The organism is Luteimonas fraxinea (assembly GCF_021233355.1).
In the GTDB taxonomy this organism is placed as follows: Bacteria; Pseudomonadota; Gammaproteobacteria; order Xanthomonadales; family Xanthomonadaceae; genus Luteimonas; species Luteimonas fraxinea.
Genome location: NZ_CP089507.1, coordinates 296,047 through 308,007, shown reverse-complemented (window position 1 = coordinate 308,007; position 11,961 = coordinate 296,047). Strand labels below are relative to the sequence as shown.

Annotated in this window: 11 protein-coding genes and 1 pseudogene; all 12 read left to right on the top strand. The window is 66.5% G+C overall.

Annotated features, from left to right (window positions below):
* Positions 1-23 precede the first annotated feature (23 nt).
* Entirely contained in the window at positions 24-656 is a 633-nt protein-coding gene (gene rlmE, locus LU699_RS01330) for a 23S rRNA (uridine(2552)-2'-O)-methyltransferase RlmE (RefSeq protein ID WP_232138219.1), read from the top strand.
* Between the two features lie 51 nt (positions 657-707).
* The gene (gene ftsH / locus LU699_RS01325) at positions 708-2,633 is read left to right on the top strand and encodes an ATP-dependent zinc metalloprotease FtsH (RefSeq protein ID WP_232150577.1); all 1,926 of its coding nucleotides are present in this window, start codon (positions 708-710) and stop codon (positions 2,631-2,633) included.
* Between the two features lie 154 nt (positions 2,634-2,787).
* Positions 2,788-3,005: pseudogene (locus LU699_RS01320) on the top strand (DUF4287 domain-containing protein).
* A 75-nt stretch (positions 3,006-3,080) separates the two neighbouring features.
* Entirely contained in the window at positions 3,081-3,281 is a 201-nt protein-coding gene (locus LU699_RS01315; protein ID WP_232138135.1) for a glycine zipper domain-containing protein, read from the top strand.
* A complete protein-coding gene (gene folP, locus LU699_RS01310; RefSeq protein ID WP_232138134.1) occupies positions 3,281-4,180 on the top strand; it encodes a dihydropteroate synthase in 900 nt (299 codons plus the stop codon). Before LU699_RS01315 ends, folP begins: the two co-directional genes overlap by 1 nt.
* A 288-nt stretch (positions 4,181-4,468) precedes the next feature.
* Complete coding sequence (gene putP, locus LU699_RS01305; protein WP_232138133.1) at positions 4,469-5,980, top strand: sodium/proline symporter PutP; 1,512 nt, start codon at positions 4,469-4,471, stop codon at positions 5,978-5,980.
* A 113-nt stretch (positions 5,981-6,093) separates the two neighbouring features.
* Positions 6,094-7,011 carry a tRNA (adenosine(37)-N6)-dimethylallyltransferase MiaA gene (gene miaA / locus LU699_RS01300; RefSeq protein ID WP_232580455.1) on the top strand — a complete coding sequence of 306 codons (918 nt, stop codon included), beginning with the start codon at positions 6,094-6,096 and terminating at the stop codon, positions 7,009-7,011.
* Positions 7,012-7,244: 233 nt separating this feature from the next.
* On the top strand, positions 7,245-7,526 hold the full coding sequence (gene hfq / locus LU699_RS01295) for an RNA chaperone Hfq (RefSeq protein ID WP_232138131.1): 282 nt from the start codon (positions 7,245-7,247) through the stop codon (positions 7,524-7,526).
* An 18-nt stretch (positions 7,527-7,544) separates the two neighbouring features.
* Positions 7,545-8,864 (top strand): ribosome rescue GTPase HflX, encoded by a 1,320-nt coding sequence (hflX, locus tag LU699_RS01290; RefSeq protein WP_232138130.1) that lies wholly within the window; start codon positions 7,545-7,547, stop codon positions 8,862-8,864.
* Between the two features lie 188 nt (positions 8,865-9,052).
* Positions 9,053-10,249 carry an FtsH protease activity modulator HflK gene (gene hflK, locus LU699_RS01285; RefSeq protein ID WP_232138128.1) on the top strand — a complete coding sequence of 399 codons (1,197 nt, stop codon included), beginning with the start codon at positions 9,053-9,055 and terminating at the stop codon, positions 10,247-10,249.
* Entirely contained in the window at positions 10,246-11,109 is an 864-nt protein-coding gene (hflC, locus tag LU699_RS01280; protein WP_232138126.1) for a protease modulator HflC, read from the top strand. The genes hflK and hflC overlap by 4 nt, the downstream gene beginning before the upstream one ends.
* Before the next feature lie 13 nt (positions 11,110-11,122).
* On the top strand, positions 11,123-11,308 hold the full coding sequence (locus tag LU699_RS01275) for a DUF2065 domain-containing protein (protein ID WP_232138125.1): 186 nt from the start codon (positions 11,123-11,125) through the stop codon (positions 11,306-11,308).
* Positions 11,309-11,961 lie beyond the last annotated feature (653 nt).

Below are 11,961 nucleotides of genomic sequence, written 5' to 3'. Positions count from 1 at the left end.
CCTGTCCCGCACTCGAGCCGTTGATGGCCTCCCGCAGCAAAAGCAGCCAGCGCTGGCTGAAAGAACATTTCTCCGATCCCTTCGTGAAGAAGGCCCAGAAGGACGGCCTGCGTTCGCGCGCCGCCTACAAGCTCGAGGAGCTGGTCGAACGCGACCGCCTGCTCAAGCCGGGCATGGTCGTCGTCGATCTGGGCGCCGCGCCCGGTGGCTGGTCGCAGTGGGTGCGCCAGGCGCTGGGTGACTCCGGCCGGGTGATCGCGCTCGACATCCTCGACATGCCGACACTGGCCGGCGTGGAGTTCCTTCACGGAGATTTTCGTGAGGATGCGGTCCTCTCGTCGCTCGAATCCACGCTGGGCGGGCAACAGGTGGACCTTGTGTTGTCCGACATGGCCCCCAACAAGAGTGGAATCGATGCGGTTGATCAGCCGCGCGCGATGCACTTGGCGGAACTGGCGATGGATTTCGCGGACAACCACCTGCGCACCGGCGGCACGTTCCTGATCAAGCTCTTTCAGGGCACCGAGTTCGACGATTACGTGCGCGATCTGCGGCGGCGCTACACCAAGCTGTCGATCCGCAAGCCGGCTGCATCGCGGCAGCGTTCGCCGGAAGTCTATGCGCTGGCGCAGGGCAAGCTGGCGACGATGAAGTAGCATGACCCCGATTCAAACGCTCCACCGAACTCTTCACGAGAACCCCGAAACATGAACGATCTGGTCAAGAATCTGCTGCTCTGGGTGGTCGTCGCCGTCGTACTGATGGTGATCTTCCAGAGCTTCAGCCCCAGAACCGGCGCAGGCGGGCAGGACGTCCAGTACTCGCAGTTCATGGAGCAGGTCCGTCGTGATCAGATCGGCTCGGTGAAGATCGCCGAGGACGAGCGCACGATCACGTTCCAGAGCAAGGGCGGCCAGAGCGGCACGGTCATCGCCCCGCGTCGCGACGATCGCATGATCGACGACCTGATGAACCACAACGTCGCGATCGAGCAGGCGCCGCCGTCGAGCGGCATTTCGCTGGGTTACATCCTGATCCAGCTGTTGCCGGTCGCGCTGATCATCGGCTTCTGGTTCTTCATGATGCGGCAGATGCAGCAGGGCGGCGGCAAGGGCGCGATGTCCTTCGGCAAGTCCCGCGCGAAGCTGCTCAATGAAGAGCAGACCAAGATCACCTTCGCCGATGTCGCCGGTTGCGACGAAGCCAAGGAAGAAGTGTCGGAGCTGGTCGAGTTCCTGCGCGATCCGTCGCGCTTCCAGAAGCTCGGCGGCAAGATTCCGCGCGGCGTACTGATGGTCGGCCCGCCCGGTACCGGCAAGACGCTGCTCGCCAAGGCGATCGCCGGCGAGGCCAAGGTGCCGTTCTTCTCGATCTCCGGTTCGGACTTCGTCGAGATGTTCGTCGGCGTCGGCGCAAGCCGCGTGCGCGACATGTTCGAGCAGGCCAAGAAGCAGGCGCCGTGCATCATCTTCATCGACGAAATCGATGCGGTCGGCCGTCATCGCGGCGCCGGTCTCGGCGGCGGCCATGACGAGCGCGAGCAGACGCTCAACCAGTTGCTGGTCGAGATGGACGGCTTCGAGGGTGGCGAGGGCGTGATCGTCGTCGCCGCGACCAACCGTCCCGACGTGCTCGATCCCGCGCTGCTGCGTCCGGGCCGTTTTGACCGCCAGGTCGTCGTGGGCCTGCCGGACGTCAAGGGCCGCGAGCAGATCCTGAAAGTGCACATGCGCAAGGTGCCGCTGGACGAAGATGTGCAGCCGCTCGTCGTCGCCCGGGGTACGCCCGGCTTCTCGGGTGCGGATCTGGCGAACCTCGTCAACGAGGCGGCGCTGTTCGCTGCGCGCGAGAACGGCAAGGAAGTCCGCATGGACCACTTCGACCGCGCCCGCGACAAGATCCTGATGGGCGCCGAGCGCCGTTCGATGGCGATGAGCGAGGACGAGAAGACGCTGACCGCCTATCACGAGGCCGGCCACGCCATCGTCGGTCGTCTCGTGCCCGAGCATGATCCGGTCTACAAGGTCACGATCATTCCGCGCGGTCGCGCCCTCGGCGTCACGATGTATCTGCCAGAAGGCGACCGCTACTCGATGAACCGCGTGGCGATCGAATCGCAGCTGTGCTCGTTGTACGGCGGTCGCGTTGCCGAGGAGCTGATCTTCGGCGTCGACAAGGTCACCACCGGCGCATCGAACGACATCGAGCGTGCCACCAAGATGGCCCGCAACATGGTCACCAAGTGGGGCCTGTCGGACGAGCTCGGCCCGATCGCCTATGGCGAAGAGGACGACGAGGTGTTCCTCGGCCGTTCGGTCACGCAGCACAAGTCGGTCTCCGACGACACCGCGCGCCGCATCGACGAGGTCGTGCGCACGATCCTCGACAAGGCCTACGAGCGGACGACCGAGCTGCTGACGGCGAACATCGACAAGTTGCACGCGATGTCCAAGCTGCTGCTCGAGTACGAAACCATCGACGTCCCGCAGATCGACGCGATCATGGAAGGCCGTGATCCGCCGCCGCCGATGGGTTGGGCCAAGTCGAACGCGAACAAGAACGACGACAGCGGCGACAAGGGCGGCAACCGTCCGCTGCAGCCGCCGATCGGTGGTCCGGCCGAACAGGCCTGATCGAGTCGCAGGTGTCACCAGAAGGCCGGGCGCAAGTCCGGCCTTCTGCGTTTCCGGCTTCGCGACTTCGCCGTAGGATGGGTCGAGCCCAGCGATACCCATCACCGTCGACCGGGCTCACAACGCGCGCACGCAACCGTTCGAGGACTGCGCCATGACAGACGACACAGTGAAAGGTCCCGCGTCCTACTTCCCGTCGATCGAGAAGGCCTACGGCAAGCCGGTTGCGCACTGGTTCGCGCTGCTCGACGGCGTGGCGGATCGGATCGCAAACATATGGAACAGGTCGCGTTCCTCAAGACCGGACACGGCATCGGGCACGGCCACGCGAATGCGCTCGTGGCGTTCCATCGCGCACGCGCGCAGGACTGATGGCGCCGTCACGCTTGCGATGCCGGTGACGAATCGCCAGAGTCTGCGCTGACGTATCGCCACCTGGAGCCGACGATGTCCGAACCGAAATCGACAACCCGCTATCCCCTGTTGCCCATCGGCGTCGGTGCCGGCGTGGCGATCGGCGTCGCCATCGGCTCGGCGTTCGACAATCTCGGTCTGGGCATCGCGATCGGTGTCGCGCTGGGCGTGGCGTTCGGCATGAGCCGCCGTGTGGTGACGACTGAACAGAGCGACCGCAAGGACAAACGCTGATGTTCGACACCGCGCCGCAGCTCGATTGCAATGGCCGCGTGCTTCGGCTCGACCGTCCGCGCGTGATGGGCATCGTCAACGTGACGCCGGATTCGTTCTCCGATGGCGGCGCGCACGACACCACCGACGCGGCGATCGCGCATGGCGTGCGGCTCGCGGAGGCGGGCGCCGACATGCTCGATATCGGCGGCGAATCCACGCGGCCCGGTGCGGACGCGGTCTCGGTCGACGAAGAACTGCGCCGCGTGGTGCCGGTGATCGAAGGGCTGATCGCGCGGACGACGCTGCCGATCAGTATCGACACGTCCAAGCCCGAGGTCATGCGCGTCGCCGTCGCCGCGGGCGCGGGCTTGATCAACGACGTCTACGGCCTGCGACGCGAGGGCGCCTTAGAAGCGGCGGCATCGCTCGGCGTGCCGGTGGTGCTGATGCACATGCTCGGCGAGCCTGGCGGCATGCAGGATGCGCCGGATTACGACGACGTCGTCGGCGACGTGCATCGTTTTCTCGCCGAGCGCATCTTCTCCGCCGAGATGGCGGGCCTCGCGCGCAAGCACATCGTCGTCGATCCGGGCTTCGGGTTCGGCAAGACCACGACGCACAACATGACGCTGCTGGCGCAGCTCGCGCGCTTCGTCGAACTCGGCGTGCCGGTGCTGGCCGGCCTGTCGCGCAAGCGCAGCATCGGCGAGCTGACCGGTCGTGATGTTCCGGCCGAACGTATGGCCGGTTCCGTGGCCGCGCATCTCATTGCCGCACAGAACGGCGCACGCATCCTGCGCGTGCACGATGTCGCCGAGACGGTCGACGCGCTGAAGATCTGGGCTGCAGTCGATGCGGTGCCGACACCGCGCGCGGCCACGCCGAAGCCCACGATCAGCTGGCCCGACGACGCCTGAGCGAACACGCTGCGCGCCGGATACACCGCGCTCGCAATGCGTCCTGGCACCGTCTGATCCATTGGTACTTCGTCCGGAAATCCGGATCACAGCGTCCGTTTGACCCTTCACGCGCGCCCGCGATCTTCGATGCCCTAGAGCGCAATCTCTGCGGTGTTTTCCACGCGCCGGGACCGGCGGCACCGGCGTGCGCGCCAGCCCCAAATCTCGGTCTGCGTTAGGCTGTTACACCGCCGCGGCCGTTTTCCGCGGCGTTTTTCCGCATCGCGCCGTAACCAAGGAGGCCCCGTGCTCAGATCCAATACGCCGACCATCGTGATGTTCCTCGTCTATCTGGCGGTGATGGTCGTGATCGGATTCGTGGCCTGGCGCCGGACCAAGAGTTTCGACGACTACATCATCGGCGGGCGCAGTCTCGGCCCCGGCGTAACCGCGTTGTCGGCCGGTGCGTCCGACATGAGTGGCTGGCTGATGATGGGCCTGCCGGGTGCGATCTTCCTCAGCGGCGTGTCGGAGGCGTGGATCGCCGTCGGCCTGTTGCTGGGCGCGTATCTCAACTGGCGTTTCGTCGCCGGTCCCCTGCGCGTCTACACCGAGCGCACCGGCAACGCGCTGACGCTGCCGGACTTTCTGACCAACCGCTTCGATGACCGCAGCCGCATCCTGCGCGTGTTCACGGCGGTGGTGATCCTGGTGTTCTTCGCGATCTATTGCGCGTCGGGTGTCGTCGCTGGCGCGCGTCTGTTCGAGAGCGTGTTCGGCTTGACCTACGGCCAGGCGATCTGGCTCGGCGCGTCGGTCACGGTGCTCTACACGCTGGTCGGCGGCTTCCTCGCGGTCAGTTGGACCGACGTGGCGCAGGGCATGATGATGCTGTTCGCGCTTCTGCTCGCGCCGATCCTGGTCTTCATGCACACCGGCGGTTTCGACGCCAGCATCGATCTGATCCGCGCCAACGATCCGCTGCAGCTCGACTGGTTCCGCGGCGGCAATCTGGGCTTCGTCGGCATCATTTCGCTGCTCGCCTGGGCGCTGGGTTACTTCGGCCAGCCGCACATCCTGGTGCGTTTCATGGCGGCGCAGAGCGTGCACACGATTCCCACCGCGCGCCGCATCGGCATGAGCTGGATGTTGTTGTGCATGATCGGCGCGATGTCGGTCGGTTTCTTCGGCATCGCCTACTTCGAAACCAATGCATCGCTGGCCGCGCCGGTACTCGAAAATCCCGAGCGCGTCTTCATTACCCTGGTCGAACTGCTGTTCAACCCGTGGGTCGCCGGCATCATCCTCGCCGCGATTCTTGCCGCGGTGATGAGCACGCTGTCGAGCCAGCTGCTGGTGTGCTCCAGCGTGCTGTCGGAGGATCTGTATCGCGGCTTCTTCCGCAAGCAGGCGTCGCAGGGCGAACTGGTGTGGGTGGGGCGCGCGAGCGTGCTGGCGGTCTCGATCCTCGCGATCTGGATGGCGCGCGATCCGGACAGCCGTGTGCTCGGTCTGGTGTCATACGCATGGGCCGGTTTCGGTTCTGCCTTCGGCCCGGTGCTGCTGCTGGCGCTGTTCTGGAAGCGCATGACCCGCAACGGCGCGATCGCCGGCATGCTGACCGGCGCAATGATGGTGATCTTCTGGAAGGAGGTCATGGTCAACCGCATGGGCTCGGAGCTGTACGAAATGATTCCCGGCTTCCTGTCTGCGACCGCAGCGATCATCGGAGTCAGCCTGCTGGGCCGCGCGCCGTCGGCGGACGTGCAGGCCACGCACGAGCAGGTGCAGTTGTCGTTGAAGGAAACGGGATACTGATTCCGTGTCCGGACCGTCACCCATGCTGACGGTCCGGACCGGGACACCGGCATGAGCAAGCGACGTCAAGCGTGATGGACAGCATTCCACCGAAGCCCCGTGCCATTGCCCTGATGGGGCCGACCGCGTCGGGCAAGACCGCGCTCGCGCTCGACTGGGCGCAGCGGCTCGGCGGTGAGATCGTCAGTGTCGATTCGGCGCTGGTGTATCGCGGCCTCGAGATCGGAGCGGCGAAGCCCAATGCCGCGGAACGCGCGCGGGTGCCGCATCACATGCTCGATCTGCGCGATCCGTGGCAGACGTATTCCGCGGCCGAGTTCGCGACCGACGCACGCGCCGCGGTCGAGGACATCCTGTCGCGTGGCCGCGTGCCGATTCTCGCCGGCGGCACTGGCCTGTATTTCGCGGCCCTGCTCGACGGCCTGTCGCCCATGCCGGAGGCCGATACCGACGCGCGCGCCGCGATCACTGCTGAAGCCGGGGCAATCGGTTGGCCCGCACTGCATGCGCGTCTGGCGACGCTTGATCCGGAAGCCGCTGCGCGCATCAAGCCCGGCGATGCGCAGCGCATCCAGCGTGCGCTCGAAGTGCATCGCCTGACCGGGGTTCCGATCAGCGCGTGGCAGAAGCGCCCGTCCGAATCGCCGCCATTTCCCGCGCAGGTGCTGGCGCTCGCGATCGCGCCGCCCGAGCGCGCCGCCCTGCATGCGCGTATCGCCACCCGGTTCGACGCGATGCTCGCCGCGGGCTTCCTCGACGAGGTGCGTGCACTGCGTGCGTTGCCGCAGTTGCAGGCGCACCCGACGCCGCTGGAGCTGCCGGCGATCCGCGCCGTCGGGTATCGCCAGGCCTGGGAGTTCCTGGACGGGCAGGGCACGGCCGAGGATTTCCGCGAGCGCGGAATCGCCGCGACCCGGCAGCTGGCGAAGCGGCAGTTCACCTGGTTGCGCGGTCGGGGCGGGGCACGCTGGTTCGATCCGGCGGCGCAGCGTGATGCGCTGGATGCGGAGGTCGCTGCGTTTCTGGAATGAGCAGGCGCGTTGGCTCAAGTTCGCCCCCGCTCGCGGGAAAGGTTTCACGGCTTTGACGCCAGGCGCCGCATCACCACCGCCGTCACGAATCCCCGATTCCGCACAGCATCCCACCCCTGCGATCCCGCACGGACAGCATCGCGGTTGTGTAACATCGGCCGGTCGTCATCCGGGGAGCGGGTGGCGACCCGGCCAACAGGTCATCAGAACAACAACTACGCTGGGGAAACACCATGTCCAAGGGGCAATCCTTGCAGGATCCTTTCCTGAACGCACTGCGCCGCGAGCGCGTGCCCGTCTCGATTTACCTCGTCAATGGCATCAAACTGCAGGGCACGATCGAATCGTTCGACCAGTTCGTGGTGCTGCTGCGCAACACCGTGAGCCAGATGGTCTACAAGCACGCGATCTCGACCGTGGTGCCGGCCCGCAACGTGCGCGTGGCGCCGGGTGGCGGGTTCGTCCAGTCCGGTGAGGGCGAGGGCGAAGACGAGACGCCCGAAACGACCGACTGACCCGAGGTGTGAACCCACTTGTTCGAACGCTCCCGCAAGGGTGAAAACGCGCTGCTGATCCAGCCGCATTCGCATGGCCCGGCCGATGAAGGCGCGCTGGAAGAATTTTCGGAACTCGCCCGCTCGGCCGGTGCCCGCGTCGCCGCGGTCATCCCGGCGCGTATCGACAAGCCCAATGCCGCCACGCTGTTCGGCAGCGGCAAGCTCGACGAGGTCAAGGCTGCGGCCGACGCGACCGGCGCCGATCTGGTGCTGGTCAACCATCGGCTCACGCCGGGCCAGGAACGCAACCTCGAGAAATTCCTCGAGCGCCGCGTCGTCGATCGCACCGGCCTGATCCTCGACATCTTCGCCCAGCGCGCGCGCAGCCACGAAGGCAAGCTGCAGGTCGAGCTGGCGCAGCTGCGGCACATGGCCACGCGCCTGGTCCGCGGCTGGACCCATCTGGAACGTCAGCGCGGTGGTTCGATCGGCCTGCGCGGCCCGGGTGAAACCCAGCTCGAAACCGACCGGCGTCTGTTGCAGAAGCGGCTCGAACAGCTGCAGGCGCGGCTCGACAAGGTGGAAGTGCAGCGCACCCAGATGCGCCGGGCGCGCGTGCGCAGCGAGCTGCCGCGCGTGGCGCTGGTCGGCTATACGAATGCCGGCAAGTCCACGCTGTTCAACACGCTGACCGGCGCCGATGCCTACGCGGCCGACCAGCTGTTCGCCACGCTCGATCCCACCGTGCGCCGCGTCGACCTGTCCGGCGGCAGCATCGTGCTCGCCGATACCGTCGGCTTCGTCCGCGATCTGCCGCATGAGCTCGTCGCCGCGTTCCGCTCCACGCTGAGCGAAGCGCGCGAGGCCGACCTGCTGCTGCACATCATCGATGCGGCCGATCCGCTGCGGAACGAGCGCATCGCCCAGGTCGATGCCGTGCTGGGTGAGATCGGCGCCGGCGATCTGCCGCAGTTGCTGGTGTTCAACAAGATCGACCGCATCGAAGGCGCGACGCCGCGCTACGACCAGGACCCGAACGCGCTGGCCGATGACGCCGTGCGCGAGAGCGTGTGGATTTCGGCGCGCGATGGGCTCGGTCTCGATCTGCTGTCGCAGGCGCTCGCGCGTCGGCTCGGCATCCGTCGGGTGACCGGCGAAGTGCGTCTGCCGCCCGAGTCCGGTCGCCTGCACGCCCGCCTGCATGCGCTGGAAGGCGTGCGCGAGGAAACCGTCGACGAGTCCGGCTGGCTGCTGCAGGTGGACCTCGCCCATGCGGACGCTGCGCGTCTGGCGTCGCAGCCCGATGGTGAACCCTTGCGCGCGCTCTTGCCTCCGGACGAGGACGACACCATCTGATAGGTCCGGTGGGTGCGTATCTGCCCGCGATTCGGCTTCCAGTGGACGCCATCTCGCGATCAGGGCCGCGGCCACGGGAATCCCGGCATGACCTCCGGTGCGTGGCCTGCGACAGGCGCGAGCCGGTTAGACTATGCGACCCCCGCGCCGCCGCCGACGCAGGCTGCGCGCCCAGAACTGGAGCAGGCATGGCCTGGAACATTCCCGGCAACAACAAGGACAACGATTCTCCTGGCCGCAAGGATTCCGGAGACAAGGGCGAGCGCAATCCGTGGCCGCCACGCCGTACCGGCGGTGGTGGTCGTGGCGGACGCGGCGGTGGTGGCGGTGGTTTCGACCGCATCCTCGACCAGTTCCGCGGGCTCTTCGGCGGTGGATTCGGTGGCGGCAATCCGCTGCGCTGGATCGCGGTCGTCGTGGTCATCGTGCTGTTGCTCAACTGTTTCGTGCTGGTGGGTGAAACCCAGCGCGGCGTGGTCCTCCGCTTCGGCCAGGTGGCCCGCGTCATGCAGCCGGGTCCGAACTTCAAGCTGCCGTGGCCCGTCGAGCGCGTGACCAAGGTCGACGCGACCACGGTGCAGTCCTTCAGCAACACTGTGCCGGTGCTGACCCGCGACGAGAACATCGTCATCGTGTCGTTCAACGTGCAGTACCGCGTCGGCGATGCCACGCAGTATCTGTTCGGCACCCGCAACGCTCGCGAGATGCTGGAGCAGACCGCGCTCAGTGCGGTCCGCGAGCAGATCGGTCGCGTGAATCTGGACGCCGCGCTCAACGCGCGTGGTCCGATCTCGACCGCTGCCCAGACCTCGCTGCAGGCCTCGCTCGACAGCTACCGCACCGGCCTGTTCGTCAATGAACTCAACCTGCAGGACGCGCGTCCGCCGGAAGAGGTCAAGGACGCGTTCGACGCCGTCAACAGCGCGCAGCAGATGAACGAGCAGCTGGTCAAGGAAGCCGGCGCTTACGCGGCGAAGATCGTGCCCGAGGCGCGCGGTGAATCCGAGCGTGTCCGCTCGCAGGCGGAAGGCTACAAGACCGCCGAGATCGCCCGCGCCACCGGTGACGCGACCCGCTTCTCGCTGCTGGTCGATGCCTACGCCGGTGCGCAGGACGTGACCCGCAAGCGTCTGTGGCTGGAAACCGTGCAGAGCGTGCTGGCCGAGAACCGCGTGGTCGTGGGTGGCGATGGCCGCCAGCTGATCTACGTGCCGATGGCCGGTCAGGGCGCAGGCGGACAGGCCGCTCCCTCGCTGATTCCGCCCGAGGTCCTGTCGCCGGCCGTCGAGGCCACGCGCAACAGCGGCAACAGCAACAGCAACGCGACCCCGGCGGCGCCCGCGCGCACCCTGCCGCGCCCGTCGCGTGAAGGAGCCACCCGATGAGACTGAACTTCGTCATTCCGCTGATCATCATCGTGCTGCTCGGCCTGATGGGCTCGGTGTACGTGGTCCGCGAAGGCCAGGTGGCCCTGGTGCTCAATCTCGGCCGCGTGGCGCGTACCGACATCGGTCCGGGCCTGCACTTCAAAGTGCCGCTGATCGAATCGGCGCGTGTGTTCGACCGCCGCTTCAACGCCAGCGCGTTCTCGCCCGAGCGCTCGCTGACCTCAGAGCGCAAGGACGTCAGCGTGGACTTCGTCGCCATCGTCGCCATCAGCGACGTCGCAGCGTTCTACCGCGCCACGTCCGGCAACGAGTCCGATGCCAACCTGCGCCTCGAGCCGATCATCAAGAACTCGCTGCGTAACGAGATCAACGCCAGCACGCTCACGGAACTGGTCTCGGGCAACCGCTCGGAGTTTGTCGAGCGTCAGCTGCCGGGCATCAACGAAGCCGCGAAGTCGCTGGGCATGCGCATCATCGACATCCGTCTGAAGCAGATCGATCTGCCGACCGACAGCCAGGTGATCCAGCAGGTCTACAACCGCATGCGTGCCGAGCGTCAGGAAGTGGCCACGCGATTGCGCGCCGAAGGTGAGGAGCGCGCTCGCGCGATCCGCGGCCAGGCCGATCGCGAGCAGACCGTGATCCTCGCCGAAGCCGAGCGCGACGCGCAGACCCTGCGCGGTGAAGGCGATGCTGAAGCGGCCCGCATCTATGGCAACGCCGCGAACCGCGATCCAGCGTTCTACGCGTTCCAGCGCAGTCTCGAGGCCTATCGCGCCGCGTTCGAAAAGGGCGACAGTGTGATCGTGCTCGAGCGCAACGACCCGTTCCTGCAGTACATGCGCAGCGATCGTTGATGGCTCGCGCCTGATGTCGGATCTGTGGGCGGCGTTGTGCCTGGTGTTCGTACTCGAAGGCCTGATCCTGTTCGCGGTCCCCGGCTTCTGGCGGCGCAATGCCGAGCAGATGCTCACGATGCCGACCCAAACCCTGCGCCGCATCGGCGCAGGGGTGTTGGCGGCGGGATTGATCGCGCTGTATTTCGTGCGGGGTTGATGGGAGCGGATTCGTTGCGCGGCGATTGAGGTTGGCAGGAACAGTTTGTTGGCTGGTGATGCAGTTGCTCTGAGTGCCACTTTTTCGAGCGGCGTCTGCGCACTGATCGTTATCACGGCAGAGACTGGGAGCCGGGATCCAGCGCCTCTCCCTCCGGGAGAGGCCGACGCGCGGAGCGCGGCGGGTGAGGGCAGGAGCTTTCTCCTGAAATCAGGTCGGCAGATGAATGACGCCCATCGCTGCCTTGTCTGATGCGCGCTCGACATCAGACTTCGCTGCGAGCGTCAGCCCTCACCCCAACCCCTCTCCCGTTGGGAGAGGGGCTCAAAAGCGCGATTGCGCGGCTTCGCCCTCAATCATTGCGAGCCGGCCGTCGAGACCGCCACGCACGTGTCGACCCAGCGCCTCTCCCTCTGGGAGAGGCCGACGCGCAACGCGCGTCGGGTGAGGGCCGGGGCGCTTCCATGAACACCCCGATCCCCCATGAACACGTCCCACAAACAGGTGGCCCCCGTCACCCGTTATCCGGATAATGCGGAAAAGCCGGACGGGCCATCTCGCATGAGTGGACTGCCGGCTTTTTCCGTGTCCGGCCCTGTGCGGCGGTCGTCTCCCCGATGGAGCGGCCAATCACCGAACGAGGCTGGCCGGTC